22 protein-coding genes and 1 pseudogene are annotated in these 22,127 nt (G+C 63.2%); 13 read left to right on the forward strand and 10 right to left on the reverse strand.

Annotated features, from left to right (window positions below):
• Nucleotides 1-21: 21 nt before the first annotated feature.
• The 3 genes and pseudogenes from K3F44_RS20260 to coaBC form a co-directional block, all read right to left on the reverse strand.
• Nucleotides 22-1,395: pseudogene (locus K3F44_RS20260) on the reverse strand (phosphomannomutase/phosphoglucomutase); the annotation flags it as partial.
• Nucleotides 1,396-1,532: 137 nt separating this feature from the next.
• The gene (gene dut / locus K3F44_RS20265) at nt 1,533-1,988 is read right to left on the reverse strand and encodes a dUTP diphosphatase (RefSeq protein ID WP_150571449.1); all 456 of its coding nucleotides are present in this window, start codon (nt 1,986-1,988) and stop codon (nt 1,533-1,535) included.
• Nucleotides 1,989-1,993: 5 nt separating this feature from the next.
• Nucleotides 1,994-3,205, reverse strand: coding sequence for a bifunctional phosphopantothenoylcysteine decarboxylase/phosphopantothenate--cysteine ligase CoaBC (coaBC, locus tag K3F44_RS20270; RefSeq protein WP_101322890.1), 1,212 nt, complete (start codon nt 3,203-3,205; stop codon nt 1,994-1,996).
• Between the two features lie 123 nt (nt 3,206-3,328).
• On the opposite strand from coaBC, the gene radC reads away from it, so the two are divergent.
• Complete coding sequence (gene radC, locus K3F44_RS20275; RefSeq protein ID WP_220632856.1) at nt 3,329-4,009, forward strand: RadC family protein; 681 nt, start codon at nt 3,329-3,331, stop codon at nt 4,007-4,009.
• A 6-nt stretch (nt 4,010-4,015) separates the two neighbouring features.
• Here radC and K3F44_RS20280 read toward each other — a convergent pair whose 3' ends face one another.
• The gene (locus tag K3F44_RS20280; protein ID WP_220632857.1) at nt 4,016-5,608 is read right to left on the reverse strand and encodes an ABC transporter substrate-binding protein; all 1,593 of its coding nucleotides are present in this window, start codon (nt 5,606-5,608) and stop codon (nt 4,016-4,018) included.
• 361 nt (nt 5,609-5,969) lie between these two features.
• Between K3F44_RS20280 and rpmB the strand changes: the two genes are divergently transcribed.
• Nucleotides 5,970-6,206 carry a 50S ribosomal protein L28 gene (gene rpmB, locus K3F44_RS20285; RefSeq protein WP_101322893.1) on the forward strand — a complete coding sequence of 79 codons (237 nt, stop codon included), beginning with the start codon at nt 5,970-5,972 and terminating at the stop codon, nt 6,204-6,206.
• Nucleotides 6,207-6,217: 11 nt separating this feature from the next.
• Nucleotides 6,218-6,373: a 50S ribosomal protein L33 gene (gene rpmG / locus K3F44_RS20290; protein ID WP_021702025.1), complete on the forward strand. Its 156-nt coding sequence runs from the start codon at nt 6,218-6,220 to the stop codon at nt 6,371-6,373.
• A 135-nt stretch (nt 6,374-6,508) separates the two neighbouring features.
• On the opposite strand, the gene K3F44_RS20295 is transcribed toward rpmG, so the two are convergent.
• Nucleotides 6,509-6,715, reverse strand: coding sequence for a hypothetical protein (locus tag K3F44_RS20295; RefSeq protein ID WP_150572493.1), 207 nt, complete (start codon nt 6,713-6,715; stop codon nt 6,509-6,511).
• A 96-nt stretch (nt 6,716-6,811) separates the two neighbouring features.
• Nucleotides 6,812-7,171 (reverse strand): cupin domain-containing protein, encoded by a 360-nt coding sequence (locus K3F44_RS20300; protein WP_101322895.1) that lies wholly within the window; start codon nt 7,169-7,171, stop codon nt 6,812-6,814.
• 197 nt (nt 7,172-7,368) lie between these two features.
• On the opposite strand from K3F44_RS20300, the gene K3F44_RS20305 reads away from it, so the two are divergent.
• Both K3F44_RS20305 and K3F44_RS20310 read left to right on the forward strand, forming a co-directional pair.
• On the forward strand, nt 7,369-8,862 hold the full coding sequence (locus K3F44_RS20305; protein WP_101322896.1) for an aldehyde dehydrogenase: 1,494 nt from the start codon (nt 7,369-7,371) through the stop codon (nt 8,860-8,862).
• Between the two features lie 129 nt (nt 8,863-8,991).
• Nucleotides 8,992-10,131, forward strand: coding sequence for an MFS transporter (locus K3F44_RS20310; RefSeq protein WP_181105892.1), 1,140 nt, complete (start codon nt 8,992-8,994; stop codon nt 10,129-10,131).
• A 41-nt stretch (nt 10,132-10,172) separates the two neighbouring features.
• Here K3F44_RS20310 and K3F44_RS20315 read toward each other — a convergent pair whose 3' ends face one another.
• The gene (locus K3F44_RS20315) at nt 10,173-11,729 is read right to left on the reverse strand and encodes a phospholipase D family protein (RefSeq protein WP_220632858.1); all 1,557 of its coding nucleotides are present in this window, start codon (nt 11,727-11,729) and stop codon (nt 10,173-10,175) included.
• Nucleotides 11,730-11,789: 60 nt separating this feature from the next.
• Complete coding sequence (locus K3F44_RS20320) at nt 11,790-13,220, reverse strand: PLP-dependent aminotransferase family protein (protein ID WP_101322899.1); 1,431 nt, start codon at nt 13,218-13,220, stop codon at nt 11,790-11,792.
• Nucleotides 13,221-13,399: 179 nt separating this feature from the next.
• Between K3F44_RS20320 and K3F44_RS20325 the strand changes: the two genes are divergently transcribed.
• Nucleotides 13,400-13,627 carry a DUF1127 domain-containing protein gene (locus K3F44_RS20325; protein ID WP_101322900.1) on the forward strand — a complete coding sequence of 76 codons (228 nt, stop codon included), beginning with the start codon at nt 13,400-13,402 and terminating at the stop codon, nt 13,625-13,627.
• A gap of 12 nt (nt 13,628-13,639) precedes the next feature.
• On the opposite strand, the gene K3F44_RS20330 is transcribed toward K3F44_RS20325, so the two are convergent.
• Nucleotides 13,640-14,932, reverse strand: a complete 1,293-nt coding sequence (locus K3F44_RS20330) for an FAD-binding oxidoreductase (RefSeq protein ID WP_220632859.1) — start codon at nt 14,930-14,932, stop codon at nt 13,640-13,642.
• A 208-nt stretch (nt 14,933-15,140) separates the two neighbouring features.
• On the opposite strand from K3F44_RS20330, the gene K3F44_RS20335 reads away from it, so the two are divergent.
• Nucleotides 15,141-15,494, forward strand: coding sequence for a YkgJ family cysteine cluster protein (locus K3F44_RS20335; RefSeq protein WP_101322903.1), 354 nt, complete (start codon nt 15,141-15,143; stop codon nt 15,492-15,494).
• 3 nt (nt 15,495-15,497) lie between these two features.
• Here the strand turns inward: K3F44_RS20335 and dadR are convergent, their stop codons facing one another.
• A complete protein-coding gene (gene dadR / locus K3F44_RS20340) occupies nt 15,498-15,986 on the reverse strand; it encodes a transcriptional regulator DadR (protein ID WP_039581953.1) in 489 nt (162 codons plus the stop codon).
• Nucleotides 15,987-16,141: 155 nt separating this feature from the next.
• Between dadR and dadA the strand changes: the two genes are divergently transcribed.
• From dadA to K3F44_RS20370, 6 genes are all read left to right on the forward strand, one after another.
• Nucleotides 16,142-17,443 carry a D-amino acid dehydrogenase gene (dadA, locus tag K3F44_RS20345; RefSeq protein ID WP_101322904.1) on the forward strand — a complete coding sequence of 434 codons (1,302 nt, stop codon included), beginning with the start codon at nt 16,142-16,144 and terminating at the stop codon, nt 17,441-17,443.
• Nucleotides 17,415-17,768, forward strand: coding sequence for a RidA family protein (locus K3F44_RS20350; RefSeq protein ID WP_101322905.1), 354 nt, complete (start codon nt 17,415-17,417; stop codon nt 17,766-17,768). The genes dadA and K3F44_RS20350 overlap by 29 nt, the downstream gene beginning before the upstream one ends.
• Before the next feature lie 93 nt (nt 17,769-17,861).
• Entirely contained in the window at nt 17,862-18,935 is a 1,074-nt protein-coding gene (gene alr / locus K3F44_RS20355) for an alanine racemase (protein ID WP_101322906.1), read from the forward strand.
• 109 nt (nt 18,936-19,044) lie between these two features.
• Entirely contained in the window at nt 19,045-19,593 is a 549-nt protein-coding gene (locus tag K3F44_RS20360; protein ID WP_101322907.1) for a cupin domain-containing protein, read from the forward strand.
• A 135-nt stretch (nt 19,594-19,728) separates the two neighbouring features.
• Nucleotides 19,729-20,151 (forward strand): cytochrome c5 family protein, encoded by a 423-nt coding sequence (locus K3F44_RS20365; protein ID WP_224785531.1) that lies wholly within the window; start codon nt 19,729-19,731, stop codon nt 20,149-20,151.
• Between the two features lie 113 nt (nt 20,152-20,264).
• Entirely contained in the window at nt 20,265-22,127 is a 1,863-nt protein-coding gene (locus K3F44_RS20370) for an acetyl-CoA hydrolase/transferase C-terminal domain-containing protein (protein WP_150570447.1), read from the forward strand.

The raw sequence follows: 22,127 nt of genomic DNA on the forward strand, positions 1-22,127 counted from the left end.
CCAGTGGGTACGGATAATCGGTCAGAACGGCAGTTGCAGGTCAGGGGCAACCCGCAGCAACTGCGCGCGGAAAACATCCTTGATACGTTGCAATTCGGCCTCGCTGTCGGCTTCGAAGCGCAGCACCAGCACCGGCGTGGTGTTGGAGGCGCGGACCAGGCCCCAGCCTTTGGCGTAGTCGACCCGCACACCGTCGATGGTGGTCAGGTTGGCTTCACCCCAGTCGGCGTCGCGTTGCAGTGCATCAATGATGCTGAATTTACCCTCGTCGGTCACATCAATATTGATTTCCGGCGTAGAGATGTCGTTCGGGAATGCAGCGAACAGGCTCTCGGCGTCCTGCTCGGCCTGGCTGAGGATCTCGAGCAGGCGTGCGGCGCTGTAGATGCCGTCGTCAAAGCCGAACCAGCGTTCCTTGATGAAGATGTGCCCGCTCATTTCGCCAGCCAGCAAGGAACCGGTCAGCTTCATCTTCTTCTTGATCAACGAGTGACCGGTCTTCCACATTAGCGCGCGACCGCCGTGCTGTTCGATCAGCGGGGTCAGGCGACGGGTGCATTTGACGTCGAAGATGATCTCGGCGCCTGGGTTGCGCGACAGCACGTCCTGGGCAAACAGCATCAGCAGGCGGTCGGGGTAGACAATGCTGCCGGTGTTGGTCACCACGCCCACGCGGTCGCCGTCGCCATCGAAGGCCAGGCCGATATCGGCGCCGGTTTCCTTGACCTTGGCAATCAGGTCTTGCAGGTTTTCAGGCTTGCCCGGGTCCGGGTGGTGATTGGGGAAGTTGCCGTCGACCTCGCAGAATAGCGGGATCACTTCACAGCCCAGGGCCTCGATCAGTTGCGGGGCATTGACGCCCGCTGCACCGTTGCCGCAGTCGACCACTACCTTGAGTTTTTTCGCCAGTTTCACATCGCCGACGATCTGCTGATGGTAGCGCTGGAGGATCTCGACCTGCTCGACGCTGCCTTCGCCGCGGCTCAGGTCATCTGTTTTCAGGCGGGTCAACAGGGCCTGGATCTGCTCGTTGGCGAGGGTGTCGCCGGCGATGACGATCTTGAAACCGTTGTAGTCGGACGGGTTGTGGCTACCGGTGAGCATCACCCCGGAGGTACCGGCCAGCACGTTGGCGGCGTAATACAGGGCAGGGGTTGGCACCAGGCCAACGTCGCTGACCTTGCAGCCGGCTTCGACCAGGCCCTTGATCAGTTGCTCGACCAGCATCGGCCCGGACAGGCGACCGTCACGGCCAACCGAGATATTCGGCTCGCCCTGAGCGAGGGTCTGGGCGCCGATGGCACGACCGATCCAGTAAGCGGTTTCAGCGTGCAGGGTCTTGCCGACCACGCCGCGGATGTCATAGGCGCGGAAGATGCTCTCAGGCAGTGCAGGGACCAGCTGGGCCATATCGTTCATCTCTGGGAAAGCTCCAATGTCTAAGGCTTCTGGGTAGGCGCAAACTGCACGCTTGGACGGTACTTTCGCCAGAGAGTTCGCCATCCGTGGCGCAAACGATCGTTCTCTGGCCGTTATTGGCTGCCCGAATGACCGAAGCCGCCAGCGCCACGTTGGCTCTCGTCGAAGGCCTCGACGATGTCGAAATGCGCTTGTACCACAGGTACCAGGACAAGCTGTGCAATACGCTCGCCAATGTTGATGGTGAAAGCGCTATTGCCGCGGTTCCAGCACGACACCATCAGCTCGCCCTGGTAATCCGAGTCGATCAAGCCGACCAGGTTGCCGAGCACGATGCCGTGTTTGTGGCCCAGCCCCGAGCGCGGCAGGATCAACGCCGCCAGGCCTGGATCGCCGATGTAGATCGACAGGCCGGTCGGGATCAGCAGGGTCTGGCCCGGCTCCAGAACGGTGTCCTGTTGCAGCATGGCGCGCAGGTCCAGGCCAGCGGAGCCAGGCGTGGCGTACTGCGGCAGGGGGAATTCGGCGCCGATGCGCGGATCGAGAATCTTGGCTTGAAGAGCGTGCATGTAACTTATTGAACCTGCTTGAGTCGTTCGGCGATAAAAGCAACCAGCTGGCGGGCGATCTTGCCCTTGCTGGTCTGCGCGAATAGGGTCTGGTGCTGCTGGCGGTCGATCACGGTCAGGGCGTTTTCCTCGCTGTTGAAGCCGATGCTGGGGTTGGCCACATCATTGGCGACGATCAGGTCGAGGTTCTTGTCCTTGAGCTTGCGCGTGGCGTAATCGAGCAAGTGTTCGGTCTCGGCGGCAAAGCCGACGCTGAACGGGCGGTCGGCACGGCCAGCAATGGTCGCAAGGATATCCGGATTACGCACCATCTGCAGCAGCATGCCGTCGCCGGTCGTAGGATCCTTCTTGAGCTTCTGCGTGGCGACTACTTCCGGGCGGTAGTCCGCAACCGCAGCCGAAGCGATGAACAGGTCGCACGGCATAGCGGCTTCGCACGCCGCGAGCATGTCCCGCGCGCTTACCACGTCAATCCGGTTGACCCGGTCGGGGGTCTGCAGGTGCACCGGGCCGGTCACCAGGGTTACCCGAGCCCCGGCTTCGGCAGCCGCTTCGGCCAGGGCGAAACCCATCTTGCCGGAGCTATGATTGGTGATGTAGCGCACCGGGTCGATGTTTTCCTGGGTCGGCCCGGCGGTGATCAGCACGTGCTTGCCGGTCAGTGCCTGGCGCTTGAAGCTCTCGGCGGCGCACCAGGCCAGGTCGGTGGCTTCAAGCATGCGGCCAAGGCCGACATCACCACAGGCCTGGCTGCCGGAGGCCGGGCCGAATACCTGAATACCACGGCTTTGCAGCAGTTCCAGGTTGGCCTGGGTCGCCGGGTCGCGCCACATCGCCTGGTTCATCGCCGGGGCGACGGCGACGGTGGCGTCGGTGGCCAGCACCAGGGTGGTCAGCAGGTCATTGGCCATGCCTTGGGCCATGCGCGCCATGAGGTCGGCGGTGGCTGGGGCAATGAGCACCAGATCGGCCCACTTGGCCAGTTCGATGTGGCCCATCGCCGCTTCGGCGGCAGGGTCGAGCAGGTCCATGTGCACCGGGTGACCAGACAGCGCCTGCAAGGTCAGCGGAGTGATGAACTCGGCACCGCCGTGGGTCATCACCACGCGCACCTGGGCGCCGTGTTCCAGGAGTCGGCGAATCAGCTCGGCGCTCTTGTAGGCGGCGATGCCGCCACCGACGCCGAGAACGATGCGCTTGCGATACAGCCGCTGCATAGGCTTGCCTTTTTTCAGTAAGCGGATGACGACGATGGGGCCTGCGGCAGATCGTCGCATTTTTGAAGCGAAATAGATTAACACACGGCTTAAACGCGCCGCAGCAGCACTCAAGGAGCAGTAATGAACATCAGGGAATGGCCGGTCGACGAACGGCCGCGAGAAAAGCTGTTACAGCGCGGCGCAGCCGCATTGTCCGATGCCGAATTGCTCGCCGTGCTGCTGGGTTCGGGGGTGGCCGGGCGCAATGTCGTCGACCTTGCCCGCGGCTTGCTGGTGCGCTTTGGCGGCCTTCGCCAGTTTCTCGAGGCGCCACGCAGCGCAGTGCTCGGTGAGCCTGGGCTGGGACCGGTGAAGTACGCGCAGTTGCAGGCGCTGCTGGAGACCGGGCGGCGTTATCTGCACGACACCATCGAACGTGCCCCCGCGCTGGAAAGCCCGATGGCAGTGAGGCGTTACCTGAAATCGATGCTGCGCCATGAACCTAGTGAGGTATTTGGCTGCCTGTTTCTCGACTCCAAGCACAGGCCGTTGGCGTTCGAGATCCTCTTTCGCGGCACCATCGACCGGGCCAGCGTGTACCCACGTGAGGTAGTCCGGCGCTCGCTGGTGCACAACGCCGCGGCGCTGATCATCTGCCACAACCATCCTTCCGGGAGCAGCGAGCCGAGCCAGGATGATGTGCACCTGACCATGACTCTCAAACGCGGGCTGGCGCTGATCGATGTGCGTGTGCTCGATCACCTGATCATCGGCGAGGGCGAGCCGCTGTCCATGGCCGAGGAGGGCTGGATCAGCGGCTGATCATGCTTAGCGAGTGACCGAGACCTTGCTGAAGTCCAGCCGCCCGAACGGGCTCACCTGGTAGCCCTCGACACCCTTGGCCAGCAACGTTGCGGCGGTTGGGTGAGCCAGCGGCAGCCACAAAGCCTGCTGCTGGATCAGCGCCTGGGCCTGCTGATACAGCCGGCTGCGCACGCTTTGGTCGTTGGTGGTGCGGCCAGCGTTGATCAGCTGGTCCAGACGGCTGTCGCAGAAGCGCGCGAAGTTGGTCCCGGACTTGACCGCCGCGCAGGAAAACTGCGGGCTGAGGAAGTTGTCTGGGTCGCCGTTGTCGCCGGCCCAGCCCATGAACAGCAAGTCATGCTCACCGGCTTTGGCGCGGCGGATCAGCTCGCCCCACTCGATCACGCGGATTTCGGCCTTGATGCCGATCTTGGCCAGGTCCGCCTGCAGCATCTGTGCGCCGAGGTTGGGGTTGGGGTTGAGCAGGCTGCCCGACGGGCGGGTCCAGATGGTGGTGCTGAAGCCGTCTGGCAGGTCCGCCTTGGCCAGCAGCGCCTGGGCTTTTTTCAGGTCGGTCGGGTAGCCAGGCAGGTCCTTGGCGTAACTCCAGGTGTTGGCCGGGTAAGGGCCGTTGGCGGCGGTTGCGGTGCCCTCGAACACGGCTTTGAGATAACTCGACTTGTCGAAGGCGAGGTTGATCGCCTGACGCACCTCGGGCTTGTCCAGCGGCGGATGCTGGCTGTTGATGGCGACAAAGGCGGTCATGAAGGCAGGGGTGGACTCGACCTTGAGCTTGTCGTCCTCGCTGGCCGCAGTGATATCCAGCGGCTTGGGCGAAAGCGCCACCTGGCATTCGTTGCGCTTGAGTTTCTGCAGGCGCACATTGGCATCCGGGGTGATCGCGTAGATCAGCGGCCCGACCGCAGGTTTGCCGCCGAAGTACTCAGGGTTGGCCTCGTAGCGCACCTGCGCGTCCTTCTGGAAGCGTTTGAACACGAACGGGCCGGTACCTATCGGTTGCGTGTTGAGCTTCTCTGGGGTGCCTGCCTTGAGCAGCTGATCGGCGTATTCAGCCGAGTAGATCGAGGCAAAGCCCATGCTCAGGGTGGCCAGGAAGGTCGCATCCGGATGGCTCAGGGTGAAGCGCACGGTGTGCGGGTCGCTGGCATCGATCGATTTGATCAGGCTACCCAGCTGCAGCGACTGCGCGTGCGGGTAGCCGCCGGGCGCGGTCTTGTGCCAGGCGTGAGCGGGGTAGAGCATGCGCTGGAAGCTGAACAGCACATCGTCGGCGTTCAGGGCCCGGCTTGGCTTGAAGTAGGCGGTGCTGTGGAATTTGGTGTCGTCACGCAGCTTGAAGTCGTACACCAGACCGTCGGCCGAGACCGTCCAGCTCAGCGCCAGGCTTGGCACCACTTTGCCCTGCTTGGCATCGAATTCGACCAGACGGTTCATCAGCACGTCGGCCGAGGCATTGGTGGTAGTCAGCGAGTTGTACTGCACCACGTCGAAGCCTTCCGGGCTGGCTTCGGTACACACCACCAGTGGTGCGGCCTGGGCGAGGCCGGCCAGCAGCAGGCTGGATGAAAACAACAGGGAACGAGCGGCGGCGCGCATGTAAAGTCCTTGGCTGATCAGTGACCCATCTGCCGGTGCAGTCTGGAAATGTCCTACCCTAGTGTGCGAACTGACAAATGACCACACCCTTTTTTACAAACGTAGCGACGAGCGGTCGACAGCCTGCAACCCTAGTCGTTATGCTTGCCGCACTCGCTTGGCCTGCTGCAGAAAGTCATTTTCTGTTGTTGTGGTCGAGTCTTTCTGATATAAAGCAGCGCTCTTTTCTAGGGGCTCGCTCTGTCGCGAAAGCGGATCAGGTTGATAAGACCCCCGGAAACACGGCGCCTAGCGCCATAGACTGAGAGATTAAGCGGCCAACCCATGCCGGGTTGGGCATGTGGTTTTAGAGGGCTGAGGCATGTCGAGAGTCTGTCAAGTTACCGGTAAGGGTCCGGTGACTGGGAATAACATTTCCCACGCAAACAACAAAACCCGTCGTCGTTTCCTGCCAAACCTGCAGCACCACCGTTTCTGGGTTGAGTCCGAGAAGCGTTTCGTGCGTCTGCGCGTTTCCGCCAAAGGCATGCGTATCATCGACAAGCGCGGCATTGATGTCGTTCTGGTTGAAATCCGCCGTGCTGGCGCCAAGGTTTAAGGGAGAGCATCATGCGTGAATTGATCCGTCTGGTATCGAGTGCTGGCACTGGCCACTTCTACACCACTGACAAGAACAAGCGCACCACCCCGGACAAGATCGAGATCAAGAAATATGATCCGGTCGTCCGTAAGCACGTGACCTACAAGGAAGCCAAGATCAAGTAATTGATCCGGCGACCGAAAAAAACCCGCTTCCTCACGGAAGCGGGTTTTTTTTTGCCTGAATGGCTGGGCAGATATCGTTCAAGCAATGCGCTGGTCTGCGGCTATAGCGCCTTGCTCAAGACCTGCCCGGCGCGCTCAGGAAATCACCAGGCCAGTAATGCAGTTGTCGCCATCAGCCTGGATAAGTACGCGGTCGCTGCGAAGATCCATGGTGCTGATGTCGTTGGGGCCGACTGCGATATGCAGGCCGGTCAACTCGAGAATGTAGGCTTTGACGCTTTCTACATAACGCGAGCCGATGACGTGACGAGCAGGGCCGAGGATGTCGATGTCGGTGGTCATGGTGAATCTCCTTGAAGTGTCCGAAATTGGACGCTTGCATGATTCACTGCAGCGCTTGCCGAGCTGCGGTACATGTTCAGCACGCCATGGCGTGACTTACTTCTGCTCGAACATCACGTAAATCTTGCGGCAGGGCTCAAGTACTTCCCAGGTGCCCTGGAAGCCTGCCGGAATGACGAATCGGTCACCTGCACGCAGCGTCTTCGCATCGCCGGCCTTGTCACGCAGCACCGATACGCCGTGGACGATCTCGCAGTACTCATGTTCGGTGTAACTCACCGTCCATTGGCCGACCGCGCCTTCCCACACGCCCGCTGCAAACTGACCGCATGGGCTTGAGTAGTGGTTGTAGACAGCCTGATCCGGCTCGCCCTTGAGGATTTTCTCGGCCGCCGGGCGGTAGCGTTCCGCTTCGGTCAGGACCTGGGCGAAGTCGATAATGCTGGAGATGGTCATCGGTCAAACCCTGTTGTTGTTTAATAAAATTAACATCTGTAGGCGTTTGGGCCTTTGGTGTCAAATATATTGATAGTTTATCCGGGCTGGTTTAGGGTAACTCCTGCCCGCGTGCGCTTGTCGCCCGGCCAGAATTTTTGCCAGCGCCCGAGAATCTTCAGTGCGGCGCTGCACCTTAACAAGAGGAGGAGTTTCCTATGACCACCCTGACGCGTGCAGACTGGGAACAGCGTGCCCAGCAACTGAAGATCGAAGGCCGCGCCTTCATCAACGGCGAGTATACCGACGCCGTTTCCGGCCAGACCTTCGACTGCCTGAGCCCGGTGGACGGACGCTTCCTGGCCAAGGTTGCCAGCTGCGACGTGGCCGACGCCGATCGCGCTGTTGAAAACGCCCGTGCTACCTTCGAGTCTGGCGTCTGGTCGCGTCTGGCGCCAGCCAAGCGCAAGGCCAAACTGATCCGCTTCGCCGAGCTGCTGCGCAGCAATGTCGAAGAGCTGGCCCTGCTCGAGACCCTCGACATGGGCAAGCCGATCAGCGACTCCTCCAGCATCGACATCCCCGGCGCGGCGCAAGCCCTGCACTGGAATGCCGAAGCTATCGACAAAGTCTACGATGAAGTCGCGCCAACCCCGCATGACCAGCTTGGCCTGGTGACCCGCGAGCCGGTTGGTGTGGTCGGCGCCATCGTACCGTGGAACTTCCCTCTGCTGATGTCCTGCTGGAAGCTCGGCCCAGCGCTGGCGACCGGTAACTCGGTGGTGCTCAAACCGTCCGAGAAGTCACCGCTGACGGCCATTCGCATTGCCCAGCTGGCAATTGAAGCGGGTATCCCGGCTGGTGTTCTCAACGTGCTGCCAGGCTACGGTCACACTGTAGGCAAGGCGCTGGCCCTGCACATGGACGTCGACACGCTGGTGTTCACTGGCTCGACCAAGATCGCCAAGCAGTTGATGATCTACGCCGGCGAGTCGAACATGAAGCGCATCTGGCTGGAAGCCGGCGGCAAGAGCCCGAATATCGTCTTCGCCGACGCACCGGACCTGCAAGCCGCTGCCGAAGCCGCTGCCAGCGCCATCGCCTTCAACCAGGGCGAGGTCTGCACTGCCGGTTCGCGTCTGCTGGTCGAGCGTTCGATCAAGGACAAGTTCCTGCCTATGGTCGTCGAAGCGCTCAAGGCCTGGACCCCCGGCAACCCGCTGGACCCGGCCACCACAGTCGGTGCGCTGGTCGACACCCAGCAGATGAACACCGTGCTGTCGTACATCGATGCCGGCCATCAGGACGGCGCCAAGCTGGTTGCCGGTGGCAAGCGCATCCTTGAAGAAACCGGTGGCACCTATGTGCAGCCGACCATCTTCGACGGCGTGACCAATGCCATGAAGATCGCCCAGGAAGAGATCTTTGGCCCGGTCCTGTCGGTGATCAGCTTCGACACCGCCGAAGAAGCCATCGCCATCGCCAACGACACGCCATACGGCCTGGCCGCAGGCATCTGGACCTCGGACATCTCCAAGGCGCACAAGACAGCTCGCGCCGTGCGTGCTGGCAGCGTGTGGGTCAACCAGTATGACGGCGGCGACATGACCGCGCCGTTTGGTGGCTTCAAGCAGTCGGGCAACGGCCGTGACAAGTCGCTGCACGCACTGGAGAAGTACACCGAGCTGAAGGCGACCTGGATCAAGCTGTAATCCTCTAGGTAGCGTCTGCGGGCAAGCCCGCTCCTGGCGGTTCGGCGTCAGTCTCACTGACTGCGCCGTGCCTTTGGGGGCGGGCTTCGCTGCTGTTGGGTGAAAGACAATTCTGCCTGGGAGGCAGTCATGCGTTGGGCAACCTACTTTGCCGTGCTGGCCTCAGTGCTCAGCGTCGGCCTCGCGCTGGGCGTGAGCATGCCGCTGGTGTCGCTGCGCCTGGAAACCTGGGGTTACGGGAGCTTCGCCATCGGCGTGATGGCGGCAATGCCGGCAGTGGGCGTGCTGATCGGCGCCAGCCTGGCCAGCCGCCTGGCTGGCTGGGTCGGCGTGCCGGCCGCCATGCGCATTTGCCTGTGGGGCGGAGCGTTGTCGATCGCCCTGGTTGCGCTGCTGCCCAGCTACCCGTTGTGGCTGGCGCTGCGGTTGGTCATCGGTATGTCGCTGACGGTGGTGTTCATCCTTGGCGAGAGCTGGATCAACCAGTTGGTGGTCGAGCAGTGGCGCGGCCGGCTGGTGGCGCTGTATGGCAGCAGCTACGCCTTGAGCCAGCTGGCGGGGCCGCTGGTGCTGGGTATGCTCGGTTCGGATGATGACTTTGGCTTCTGGGCGGCCACCGGGTTGTTGATCCTTGCGCCGTTGCTGCTGTTTGGCCGTGGCGGTGCGCCGACCACCGAAGCGTGCAGCGTGACCTTCCGCGACCTGCTCGGATTCTGCCGCCGACTGCCGGTGATTGCCTGGGCGATTGCCTTGTTTGCAGCGTTCGAGGCGATGATCTTGACCCTGCTACCGGTGTATTGCCTGCAGCAGGGGTTCAGCACTGAGGTGGCGTTGTTCATGGTCAGTACAGTGGTGGTCGGTGATGCGGTGTTGCAGCTGCCAATTGGCCTGCTGGCCGACAAGATGTCGCGGCGCACCCTGTTCAGTGGTTGTGCGCTGACGTTGATGGTGTCCAGCCTGGCGATTCCGTTGTTGATGGAGACCGCGTTGATCTGGCCGCTATGGGTATTGTTCGGTGCCAGTGCCGGTGGCTTGTTCACCTTGTCGCTGATCCTGATCGGCGAGCGCTACCGCGATGATGAATTGGTGCGGGCAAACGCCCATGTGGCGCAGTTGTGGGGCATTGGTTGCCTGCTCGGGCCGCTGTTGGCCGGGGCGGGCAGCCAGTGGATCAGTGGGCATGCATTGCCGTTGATCATGGCCTTGGGGGCGGCGGGGTTGGTCCTGCTGACGCGCCGGCCTGGGGCGTTCGAGCCGGTGCCTGACTGAAGATGGCTGGAGCCGCCGCGCAGCCCCCCAGCGGTCTCAAATCAAAGCATCTTCTCCAACCCCACCGCCTTGCTCACCCAGGCATTGAACCGCCGCCACATGCCGCCAGGCTCCTTGCTCAGCACATGCCGCTGGCCGTTGTCCTCGGTCACCCAGACCATCTTGCCGTCCTCCAGCAGCGGCTGATAACTCAGCGCCGGCGCCATACCCTGCAAGGCCAGCTCGCGGGTATATTCGGCCAGCTCCGGGCTGTCTACCAGCACGCCGACTTCGGTGTTCCACAACACCGAGCGTGGGTCGAAGTTGAACGAACCGATGAAGGTCTTGTGCCGATCGAACACGATCGCCTTGCTGTGCAGGCTCGAATCCGAACCGCCATGGAAATTCAGGCCGCGCCCGGCACTCGGATCACCCGGCTGCCGGCGCAGCTCGAACAGCTGCACTCCGTGTTCGAGCAGGGCACGCCGATACGGCGCATAGCCGCCATGCACCGCAGGTACGTCAGTGGCTTCCAGCGAGTTGGTCAACAGCCGCACCGACACTCCAGCGTCAGCCCGGCTGGTCAGATACACCAGCCCCGATTCACCCGGGACGAAATACGCCGACACCAGAATCAGCTCTTGCTTGACGTTGTTCAGGTCCGGCGCCAACTGCCGCGTCAGCAGCAGATGCGGATCCGGTTCGTCCTGCGCCAGCACCTTGCTCGGCGCGTCCCACAGCGCCTGGCTGTGGGCCCAGATCAATTCGTTGCGCCAAGTGTCCAGGCGCGGCTGCAATTGATACGCCATCAGCCGGTCATACAACGCCTTGCGTTTGATCCGCGCCTCGGCCAGTGACACCTCGAGACGCCGGCGGCTGGCGCGCAGGTCGTCGGCATCCGGCATGCTCCAGAGGAAATCGCCGATCGGCCGGCTGAGGGCGCTGTTCCAGTACTGGTCGAAACTGTGCCCAAGCTGCTCGGCTACCGGGCCGACGCCGAGCATGTCGATGTCGGTGAAGTTCAGGTTGGGCTCGGCGTCGAAGTACTCGTCGCCCAGGTTGCGCCCGCCGACAATGGCCATGCTGTTGTCGACCAGAAACAGCTTGTTGTGCATGCGCCGGTGCTGGCGCGACAGGTTGAACAGGCGGCCGACGCCGCGGGTGACACCGGTACTGCGGCCCAGGTGCAGCGGATTGAACACGCGCATGTGGATGTTGGGGTGGGCGGCGAGGGTGGCCATCAGCGTGTCGAGGCCGTCACTGGTGGTGTCGTCGAGCAGAATCCGTACGCGCACGCCACGGTCGGCGGCTTGCAGCAGTTCATGCACCAGCGCCCGGGTACTGAGGCCGTCATGGACGATGTAGTACTGCACGTCGATGCTGGCCTGGGCGTTGCGGATCAGCTCGGCACGGGCGCGGAAGGCCTCGTTGCTGTTGGGCAGCAGGCGAAAGCCCGAGCGACCTTCATAGGGCGCGGCCTGGCGCTGCACCGAGCGGCCAAAGGCCGAATCACTGGCCGGTAGCGCCTGGCTGACTTCACGAACCGGATTGACGCTGGCGCAGCCAGAAAGGCCGAGCAGCAGCGCCAGCATGAGAGGCAAAGCTCGCTGAAGTCTCAAGGATGAATCGTCCTGTGCGCAGAAGGCTGAGTGCTATGGACCATGCCAGGTGGGGCAAAGTTACGCCTCGCTGTGATCATCGACCAGCAGGCGCAAGGCGGTTTCGCCGACCTTGCGTACCGCCGCCTCGATCTCGGCGCTGGGCCGCGCCGCGTAGTTCATGCGCAGGCAGTGCCGGTACTTGCCGGAGGCGGAGAAGATACTGCCCACCGCGATCTGTACCCCTTGTTCGAGTAAAGCGCGGTTCAGCCGCAGCGTGTCGAAACTTTCCGGTAGCTCGACCCACAGCATGAAGCCGCCCTGTGGCCGGCTGACGCGGGTGCCTGGCGGGAAGTAGCGCGCCACCCAGTCGCTCATCAGATCGCGCCCGCGCTGATACTGGCTGCGCATCCGGCGTACATGCGGGTGGTAGTGGCCGCCTGCGATGAAGTCGGCGATGGCCAGCTGCGGTTGCACGCAGGTGCTGCCAGTGCCGATGTATTTCATGTGCAGCACCCGCTCCAGATAGCGCCCAGGCGCCACCCAGCCGATGCGCAGGCCCGGCGCCAGGGTCTTGGAGAATGAGCTGCAGAGCAGCACGCGGCCGTCTTCGTCGAACGACTTGACCGTTGGCGGGCGCGGGTAGTTATAGGCCAGATCGCCGTAGACGTCGTCTTCCAGAATCGCCACGTCGTAGCGCTGGGCCAGGGTCAGCAGGGCCTTCTTGCGCGCCTCGGGCATGATGTAGCCCAGCGGATTGTTACAGCTGGGGGTGATCTGGATGAGCTTGATTGGCCACTGTTCCAGGGCCATTTCCAGCGCCTCCAGGCTGATCCCGGTGGTCGGGTCGGTGGGGATCTCCAGCGCCTTCATCCCCAGGCCTTTGAGCGTCTGCATGGCGCCGTGAAAGCTGGGCGAATCCACCGCAACGATGTCGCCGGGTTCGCACACCGCGCGGATGCTGGTCGACAGCGCTTCGTGGCAGCCGGTGGTCACCACCAGGTCGGCCGGGCTGACGTGGCAGCCGGAATCGAGCATCAGCCGCGCGATCTGTTCGCGCAGGGCGATGTTGCCGTGGATGTTGTCGTAATACAGACCGGGCATGTCCTGGCGCCGGCTGAGCTGGGCCAGGCTGCGCAGCAAGGGCTTGAGGCTTGGACTGTTGACGTCGGGCATGCCCCGGCCAAGCTGAACCACGTCCGGCCGAGGCGTGCCGCGCACCAGCTCCAGCACCTGCTCCCACTGTGAAATCTCCACCGGGCGTTGCGCTGGCCGGGTCACGGCGGGCAGGGCTGGCAGGCTGCGATGGTCGGTAACGAAGTACCCCGATTTTGGCCGCGGCGCGACCAGGCCGTTGTCCTCGAGCATGCGGTATGCCTGCTGTACGGTGCTCAGGCTGACCCCGTGTTCAACACTCAACGCGCGCACCGACGGCAGCCGCTGGCCGGGCCGGTAGAGACCTTGTTCGATGCGCGCGCCGAGCATCTCAGCGAGGTTCAGATACAGCGTCACGGCAATACTCCTGCAGCGCTTGAGGTGACTGACCAGTACAGATCGGGCAAAAATACAGCATTCAGCGCCAGATCCGCCAATTCTGTATGGGAATAATAAAGGTTTTTTGCGTCTGTATTGGCTATGGCTCAGGCGCGCATGCTTTCTCCACGGTGGATCTGGAACAGGAGCAAGCAGCAATGGGTGTTTTCAGTGATGTGCGCGTGCAACCCGCAGTGGAACAGCTTGAGGCGCATCAGCCCCAGGTCGCCAGCGCTCAAGCAGGCTTTAGCGGTGCTGGCCTGATGCTGCACCGCTGGCGTACCCGGCGCGCCCTGCTCGAGCTCGATGATCAGCAACTGCGTGATATCGGACTGAGCTGGGAGCAGGCGCGCCAAGAGGGCAGCAAGCCGTTCTGGAAGGCCTGAAGCGCGTGGCGCCTACACCAGCTCTTTGAGTCGATGCCAGAGCATGCCCAGCGCCAACAGCGGCGAGCGCAGGTGCCGGCCGCCGGGGAAGGTCATGTGCGGCACCTTGGCGAACAGGTCGAAGCGCCCGCTGTGCTGGCCGCTGATCGCCTCGCCGAGCAGGCGTGCGGCCAGGTGCGTGGCGTTCAGGCCGTGACCGGCGTAAGCCTGGGCGTAATACACGTTGGCCTGGCTGGCCAGTCGGCCTACCTGCGGCAGACGGTTGGCGCCGATGCCGATCATGCCTCCCCATTGATAATCGATGCGCACGTCCGCCAGCTGCGGGAACACCTTGAGCATCTTCGGCCGCATGTAGCCGGCGATATCCTGCGGGTCGCGCCCGGAGTAGTGGCAGGCGCCGCCGAACAGCAGCCGGTGATCGGCCGAAAGGCGATAGTAGTCGAGCGCCACGCGTTGGTCGCAGACCGCCATGTTCTGCGGCAGCAAGGCCCGCGCGCGTTTCTCGCCCAGCGGCTCGGTGGCAATCACGTAGCTGCCGGCGGGCAGTACCTTGCCGCCCAGTTCGCGGTTGAGGTCGTTGTGATAAGCGTTGCAGCACAGCACCAGCGTGCTGGCGCGGACCGTGCCGCTGGCAGTGTGCACCTGCACTTGCGGGCCATAGTCGATGCGCGTGACCTCGGAGTGTTCGTGCAGGCGCACGCCCAAGCCCGCAGCAACAGCCGCCTCGCCCAGTGCCAGGTTGAGCGGATGCAGGTGGCCCGAGCCCATGTCGATCAGGCCGCCGACATAGCGCTCGGAGTTGACCACTGTGCGGATGTCTTCTGCCGGTACCAGGCGCAGCTCATGGCAATAACCGAGGCTGCGCAGCTCTTCGGCGTCGGCGGCAAAGCCCTGCAGCTCGCCGGGCTTGTTCGCCAGGTCGCAGTAGCCCCAGGTCAGGTCGCAGGCAATCGCATGGCGCTCGACCCGCTGGCGGACGATATCCACCGCTTCCAGGCCCATCAGCTTGAGGCTGTGCACACCCTGCTCGCCGAGCACCGGCAAAAACTGCTCAAGGCCATGGCCGACCCCGCGAATCAGCTGACCACCGTTGCGCCCGCTGGCGCCCCAGCCGATTTTGCGCGCTTCGAGCAAGATCACCGACAGGCCGCGCTCGGCCAGTTCGATGGCCGTGTTCAGGCCCGAATAGCCACCGCCGACGATACACACGTCGGCGCTGTGCTGGCCTTGCAGAGCCGGGTGATCCGTCTGTGGCGCGCTGCTGGCGGCGTAATAGGAGGCGGCGTGCTGCGCGCTGTGGATCATCGGATCGGCCTTGGCGGAGAGTGGAAGGCGGCGAGCATAAGCCGGGGGTTTGGCTTGCGGCAACCGGCGAGGGCTGCGCCCTCGTTCGCGGGCAAGCCCGCTCCCACAGGTACAGCGCTAGAGTCAGACCTTGCCCGATCCCTGTGGGAGCGGGTTTACCCGCGAATGGGCCTATAATCCACTTCACCTTCCAGATCCCTGTCACGCCATGTCCTGCAACCGCCACAAGATCCACTTTCTGCGCGAACTGATCCCTTCTTTCGAATGCGAGCCCGGCTGCCACGACTGCTGCGGGCCGGTGACCACCTCGGCGGAAGAAATGGCCGCACTGCCGCGTAAATCCGCTGAAGAGCAAGCCGCCGCGCTGGAGCGGCTCGACTGCGTGCACCTCGGCGCGCAAGGTTGCACGGTGTACGCTGAGCGGCCAATGATCTGCCGTCTGTTCGGCACCACGCCGCGCCTGGCCTGCCCGCGCGGGCGCGGCCCGGCCGAGCCAATCGAGCCCGAGGCGGAGCAACTGGTGCACCAGTTCATTGCCAGCACCCGCCAGGTGCTGGTCTGAGCCTCAGTCCGGAATCGGCAGGCACAGGCTCTCTTTGACTTCTTCCATGACGATGTAGCTCTTCGACTCGCGCACGTGCGGCAGCTTCAGCAGGATGTCGCCGAGCAGCTTGCGGTACGAGGCCATCTCGGATATCCGCGCCTTGACCAGATAATCGAAGTCGCCCGACACCAGATGGCACTCAAGCACATGCGGCAGCTTGAGCACGGCGCGGCGAAACTCCTCGAAAGTATCCCCTGACTTGTAGTCCAGGCTGATCTCGACAAACACCAGCAGGCTGCCCTTGAGGTGCTGCGGATTGAGCCGGGCGTTGTAGCCCATGATGATCCCCTCGCGCTCCAGGCGGCGCACGCGCTCGGTGCACGGGGTGGTGGAGAGGCCGACCTTTTCACCCAGCTCGGTGAACGAGATACGGCCGTCACTCTGCAGGATCCGCAGGATATTGCGGTCGATCTTGTCCAGTTCACGCTTGCTCTGATGCTGGGTTCTCATAGGGGATGCCCCTCCGTAAAAGCCGACATGGCCAAGAATTGTCGCCAAATATAGGCCTTTATATAGTGAAATGCACTGGCCGGTCCTTCATATACTGCGCCCATTCATGCCATATAAACAAAATGTCGCGGCGTGCCGCGTGCGAGGGATAGACGATGCGAGTTCTGGTGCTTGGTAGCGGTGTAATCGGTACCGCCAGTGCCTACTACCTGGCCCGGCAAGGTTTCGAGGTGACGGTGGTCGACCGCCAGCCAGCGGTGGCCATGGAAACCAGTTTTGCCAACGCCGGCCAGATCTCGCCGGGCTACGCCTCGCCCTGGGCCGCCCCGGGTGTCCCGCTCAAGGCCATCAAGTGGCTGCTGGAGCGCCACGCCCCGCTGGCGATCAAGCTCACTGGCGATGTAGACCAGTACCTGTGGATGGCGCAGATGCTGCGCAACTGCACCGCCAACCGCTATGCCGTGAATAAAGAGCGCATGGTGCGGCTGTCTGAATACAGCCGCGACTGCCTCGACGAGCTGCGCGCCGAGACCGGCCTGAGCTACGAAAACCGTGCGTTGGGCACCACTCAGCTGTTCCGCACCCAGGCGCAGCTCGATGCGGCGGCAAAAGACATCGCCGTACTCGAGCAGTCGGGTGTGCCGTACGAGCTGCTCGACCGCGATGGCATTGCCCGTGTCGAGCCGGCCCTTGCCGGGGTTACCGACATTCTCGCCGGTGCCCTGCGCCTGCCAAACGACCAGACCGGCGACTGTCAGCTGTTCACCAACAAGCTGGCCGAGATGGCCATCAAGCTCGGTGTCGAGTTCCGCTTCGGTCAGGACATCCAACGCCTGGACCATGCTGGTGATCGCATCAACGGCGTGTGGATCGACGGCAAGCTCGAAACCGCTGACCGCTACGTGCTGGCACTGGGCAGCTACTCGCCGCAGATGCTCAAGCCACTGGGTATCAAGGCGCCGGTGTATCCACTCAAGGGTTACTCGCTCACCGTGCCGATCACCGACCCTGGCATGGCGCCGACTTCGACCATTCTCGACGAGACCTACAAGGTCGCAATCACCCGTTTCGACAACCGCATCCGTGTCGGCGGCATGGCCGAGATCGCCGGTTTTGACCTGTCGCTGAACCCGCGCCGGCGCGAAACGCTGGAGATGATCGTCAACGACCTTTATCCTCGCGGCGGCGACCTGAGCCAGGCCAGCTTCTGGACCGGCCTGCGCCCGGCCACTCCGGACGGTACGCCGATCGTGGGTGCAACCAGTTTCCGCAATCTGTTCCTTAACACCGGTCACGGCACCCTGGGCTGGACCATGGCCTGTGGCTCCGGGCGTTTGCTGGCCGACCTGATCGCCAAGCGCAAGCCGCAGATCAGTGCTGAGGGCCTCGATATTTCCCGTTATGGCAACCACAAGGAGTTCGCCAAGCATGGCAATCCAGCGCCAGCTCACCAATGAGCGCATGAGTCAGATCGTCACCCACAACGGCACGGTGTACCTGGCAGGTCAGGTCGGTGATGACCTCAGCGCCGGCATTGAGCAGCAGACCCGCGAGACGCTGGCGACCATCGAGCAACTGCTCGACCAGGCCGGTACCGACAAGACCCGCTTGCTCTCGGTGACCATCTACATGAAAGACATCGACGCCGACTTCGCCGGCATGAACGCGGTCTGGGACCAGTGGCTGCCGGCCGGCGTTGCGCCTGCCCGGGCCACAGTTGAAGCCAAGCTGTGCGAGCCGGAAATCCTCGTCGAGCTGTCGGTGGTCGCTGCACTGCCGTAACCCGTTCCCTCACCCCGGCGCGGTGGCTACCTACCCCCCACCCACCGTGCCGGGGGCTTATTCAACAACCCGTACTGCCAGAAGGCTGCCGCCATGCGTCCCGCCCGCGCCCTGATCGACCTCCAGGCCCTGCGCCACAACTATCGTCTGGCCCGTGAACTGTCCGGTGCCAAAGCCCTCGCCGTGATCAAGGCCGATGCCTATGGGCATGGCGCGGTGCGCTGTGCGCTTGCCTTGGAGGCTGAGGCCGATGGCTTCGCTGTGGCCTGTATCGAAGAGGCGCTGGAGCTGCGCGCCGCTGGCATCAAAGGGCCGATTCTGTTGCTCGAAGGCTTCTTCGAAGCCAGCGAGCTGGCGCTGATCAGCGCCAATGATCTGTGGTGCGTGGTGCATTCGTTGTGGCAACTGGAAGCGATCGAACAGAGCGCTGTGGCCAAGCCGTTGAAGGTCTGGCTCAAGCTCGACAGCGGCATGCACCGAGTGGGTCTGCATCCAGAGGATTACCAGCAGGCCTATCAGCGCCTGCTGGCCAGCGGCAAGGTGGCGCGCATCGTCTTGATGAGCCACTTCGCCCGCGCCGACGAGCTTGATGTGCAGGCCACGGCGCAGCAGCTCGCGGCATTCGAAGAGGCGCGCCAAGGCCTCAGCGCCGAATGCAGCCTGCGCAACTCACCGGCCGTGCTTGGCTGGCCGCAGGTGCCGAGCGACTGGGTGCGCCCTGGCATCATGCTGTACGGAGCGACGCCGTTCGAGGTGCCCCAGGCCGAGGCGAGCCGACTGCAACCGGTCATGACTCTGCAATCGCGGGTCATCAGTGTGCGCGAACTGCCTGCGGGTCAACCGGTCGGTTATGGCGCCAAGTTCATCAGTCCACGGCCGACCCGGGTCGGCGTGGTTGCGATGGGTTATGCCGACGGTTACCCACGCCAGGCCCCAACTGGCACCCCGGTGCTGGTGGCCGGCAAGCGCAGCCAACTGATCGGCCGGGTGTCGATGGACATGCTCTGCATCGACCTGACCGATGTCCCCGAAGCGACCCTGGGCAGCCCGGTCGAGCTGTGGGGCAAGCAGGTGTTGGCCAGTGACGTGGCCGGGCATGCCGGGACCATTCCTTACCAGCTGTTCTGCAACCTGAAGCGGGTGCCACTGGAGTACATCGGCGAATAAAGCTGCGCTGCGGACGGGCAGGGGTGTGGAGTGTTGTAAATACTGAACGGCATTGCCATGATATCGTTCACATTCGACCCCACCCCCACCGTTTCAGGAGGCGCAAGCTTTGGACGTCGGCGAACGACTGCAAGCCATCCGCAAGCTCAAGGGCCTGTCCCAGCGGGAACTCGCCAAGCGCGCGGGGGTAACCAACAGCACCATCTCGATGATCGAGAAAAACAGCGTGAGCCCTTCGATCAGCTCGCTGCGCAAGGTGCTCAGTGGCATTCCGATGTCGATGGTCGAGTTCTTTTCGGTAGAAATGGAAGTCGAAAGCCAGGCCCAGATCGTCTACAAGGCCCATGAGCTGATCGACATCTCCGACGGTGCGGTGACCATGAAACTGGTCGGCAAGTCGCACCCCAATCGCGCCATTGCCTTCCTCAACGAGGTCTACCCGCCTGGCGCCGACACCGGTGACGAGATGCTCACCCACGATGGCGAAGAGACCGGCATCCTCCTCGAAGGCCGCCTGGAGCTGGTGGTCGGTAGCGAGACCTTTGTGCTCGAAGCTGGCGACAGTTATTACTTCGAGAGCACCCGTCCGCACCGTTTTCGCAACCCGTTTGCCGAGCCCGCACGCTTGATCAGTGCCGCGACACCGTCGAACTTTTGATCCAGCGCAGCGTATTGATTCGCCAATAGCCCTTTCACTTGTGTGGTCGTTTCGCGGCTGTGGTGTAGCCGCTATACTTTTCAACGCCCGCAATTCGTGGCTGCGGGCGTGATCAGCCACCATGAGGGTGAACGCGTGAACCAAATCAAGAAGATGCTGGCCATACCAGCTGCCGTTTTCGCCCTGTGGGCAGTCACCGCAAACGCGGCGACCAACGATGATATTGCCAAGCGCCTGGCGCCGGTCGGCCAGGTGTGTGTTCAGGGCCAGGAATGCAAGGGCATGGCCGTGGCGGCTGTGGCCAGCGGTGGCGCGGCCAAGTCGGCTGATGACGTGATCGCCAAGCACTGCAATGCCTGCCATGCCACCGGCCTGCTCAATGCGCCGAAGATCGGCGATACCGCTGCTTGGAAAGAGCGTGCCGATCATCAGGGTGGGCTTGATGGGATCCTCGCCAAGGCGATTACCGGGATCAACGCCATGCCGCCCAAGGGCACCTGCGCTGATTGTTCGGACGATGAGCTGAAGGCGGCGATTCAGAAGATGTCCGGGCTTTGACCTATCGGTTGCTGGGGCTGCGCAACAGCCCCAGCAATCCCAAGCCAGGTGCAGCAAATCCCGCCCGCCCACGGTCCAACCCCCTGACCGCATGGACGTAACAGGAGGCACCGATGGCCCACAGCTGCAGCATCGACCAGGCCGTAGATCACGTTCTGGCCCATTTGCCCGCCCATATTCACATGGGCCTGCCGCTCGGCCTGGGCAAACCGAATGCCTTCGTCAACGCGCTCTATGCCCGCATCCGTGAGCTGCCCGAACGCCGTCTGACCATCTACACCGCGCTCAGCCTCGGCCGGCCGCCATTGGGCGATGGCCTGCAGAAACGCTTCCTCGAACCCTTCATAGAACGGGTCTTCGCCGACTACGAAGAGCTCGACTACCTGGCCGACCTGCGCGGCGACAAACTGCCCGCCAATATCCGCGTCGAGCAGTTCTTCATGCAGCCCGGCAGCCTGCTGCACAGCTGCATGGCCCAGCAGGACTACGTCAGCAGCAACTACAGCCACGCCGCCCGCGATATCAACGCCAAGGGCCTCAACCTGATCGCGCAACTGGTGGCCGAAACCCCGGAGCGCCCGGATCACCTGAGCCTGGCCTGCAACCCGGACATCACCCTCGACCTGCTGCCGATGGTCGCCAAGCGCCGCGCCGCCGGCGAGACCATTCTTCTGCTCGGCCAGGTGCACACCGAGCTGCCGTACATGCCCGGCGCTGCCGAACTGGGGCGCCAGGCCTTCGACCTGTTGATCGACGAGCCCGAGCAGCGCCGGCTGTTTTCCACCCCGAACATGCCGGTGGCGACTCAGGACCATTGCATCGGCCTGCACGCCAGCGCCCTGGTGCGTGACGGTGGCACGCTGCAGATCGGCATCGGCGCCATGGGCGATGCGGTAACTGCTGCGTTGTTGGCTCGCCAGGGCGACAACGAGGGTTACCGCGCCGTGCTGGACGAGCTGGATATCCAGCCGTGGCTGGCGCTGATCGAACGTGAAGGCGGCCTGGATGGCTTCGCTCAAGGCCTGTATGGCTGCAGCGAAATGTTCGTCAACGGCCTGCTGGCGCTGGCCGAAGCCGGCGTGGTGCGACGCCCGGCCGATGAGCACGGGGTGCTGGTGCACGGTGGTTTCTTTCTCGGCCCACAGGCGTTCTACCAGCGTCTGCGCGAGATGCCGCTGGAGCAGCGCCAGCGCTACGCAATGACCGCCATCAGCTACATCAACGAGCTGTATGGCCAGGAAGAATTGAAGCGCCGCCAGCGCCGCGATGCACGCTTCATCAACACCGTATTCGCCATGACCCTGCTCGGCGCCGGCGTCGCCGACCAGCTGGAAGACGGTCGCGTTCTGAGCGGGGTAGGCGGGCAGTACAATTTCGTCGCCCAGGGCCACGCGTTGCAAGGCGGCCGCTCGGTGCTGCTGCTGCGCAGCTGGCGCGAGGCCGGTGGCGAGGTGAGCTCCAACCTGTACTGGACCTATGGCCACTGCACCATCCCGCGGCACCTGCGCGATATCGTCGTCACCGAATACGGCATCGCCGACCTGCGCGGGCAGACCGACAGCGAAGTCATCGCCCGGCTGCTGGCGATCAGCGATTCACGTTTTCAGGGCGAGTTGCTCGAGCAGGCCAAGGCCGCCGGCAAACTGGCCAAGGACTTCGTGCTGGATCAGCGCTTTTGCGACAACACCCCGGAGCGCCTCGAAGCGCTGCGTGAGCGGCATCCACGGTTGTTCCCGGAGTATCCGCTGGGCACGGACTTCACCGCCGAGGAGCGTGATTTGTTCAGGGCGCTGAACTGGCTCAAGAGCAAGTTCAAGCTGAGCGAGGTGCTCGAGCTGGGCAAGGCGGCGCTCGATGCACCGCCGCCCGAAGCCTATCCGGCGCAGCTGGCGCGGATGGGCCTGGAGCAGCCGCAGGGGCTGAAACAAGAGCTGTATCAGCGCCTGCTGCTGGCCGGGTTGCAGGCAACCCGGTGA

The sequence above is a fragment of the Pseudomonas sp. S07E 245 genome, from assembly GCF_019599025.1.
GTDB lineage: Bacteria > Pseudomonadota > Gammaproteobacteria > Pseudomonadales > Pseudomonadaceae > Aquipseudomonas > Aquipseudomonas shirazensis.

Bases quoted from the DNA above. Each gene is read 5' to 3' on its own strand.
- dut (WP_150571449.1), bottom strand. From the start codon at position 1,988: ATGCACGCTCTTCAAGCCAAGATTCTCGATCCGCGCATCGGCGCCGAA.
- coaBC (WP_101322890.1), bottom strand. From the start codon at position 3,205: ATGCAGCGGCTGTATCGCAAGCGCATCGTTCTCGGCGTCGGTGGCGGC.
- radC (WP_220632856.1), top strand. From the start codon at position 3,329: ATGAACATCAGGGAATGGCCGGTCGACGAACGGCCGCGAGAAAAGCTG.
- K3F44_RS20280 (WP_220632857.1), bottom strand. From the start codon at position 5,608: ATGCGCGCCGCCGCTCGTTCCCTGTTGTTTTCATCCAGCCTGCTGCTG.
- rpmB (WP_101322893.1), top strand. From the start codon at position 5,970: ATGTCGAGAGTCTGTCAAGTTACCGGTAAGGGTCCGGTGACTGGGAAT.
- rpmG (WP_021702025.1), top strand. From the start codon at position 6,218: ATGCGTGAATTGATCCGTCTGGTATCGAGTGCTGGCACTGGCCACTTC.
- K3F44_RS20295 (WP_150572493.1), bottom strand. From the start codon at position 6,715: ATGACCACCGACATCGACATCCTCGGCCCTGCTCGTCACGTCATCGGC.
- K3F44_RS20300 (WP_101322895.1), bottom strand. From the start codon at position 7,171: ATGACCATCTCCAGCATTATCGACTTCGCCCAGGTCCTGACCGAAGCG.
- K3F44_RS20305 (WP_101322896.1), top strand. From the start codon at position 7,369: ATGACCACCCTGACGCGTGCAGACTGGGAACAGCGTGCCCAGCAACTG.
- K3F44_RS20310 (WP_181105892.1), top strand. From the start codon at position 8,992: ATGCGTTGGGCAACCTACTTTGCCGTGCTGGCCTCAGTGCTCAGCGTC.
- K3F44_RS20325 (WP_101322900.1), top strand. From the start codon at position 13,400: ATGGGTGTTTTCAGTGATGTGCGCGTGCAACCCGCAGTGGAACAGCTT.
- K3F44_RS20330 (WP_220632859.1), bottom strand. From the start codon at position 14,932: ATGATCCACAGCGCGCAGCACGCCGCCTCCTATTACGCCGCCAGCAGC.
- K3F44_RS20335 (WP_101322903.1), top strand. From the start codon at position 15,141: ATGTCCTGCAACCGCCACAAGATCCACTTTCTGCGCGAACTGATCCCT.
- dadR (WP_039581953.1), bottom strand. From the start codon at position 15,986: ATGAGAACCCAGCATCAGAGCAAGCGTGAACTGGACAAGATCGACCGC.
- dadA (WP_101322904.1), top strand. From the start codon at position 16,142: ATGCGAGTTCTGGTGCTTGGTAGCGGTGTAATCGGTACCGCCAGTGCC.
- K3F44_RS20350 (WP_101322905.1), top strand. From the start codon at position 17,415: ATGGCAATCCAGCGCCAGCTCACCAATGAGCGCATGAGTCAGATCGTC.
- alr (WP_101322906.1), top strand. From the start codon at position 17,862: ATGCGTCCCGCCCGCGCCCTGATCGACCTCCAGGCCCTGCGCCACAAC.
- K3F44_RS20370 (WP_150570447.1), top strand. From the start codon at position 20,265: ATGGCCCACAGCTGCAGCATCGACCAGGCCGTAGATCACGTTCTGGCC.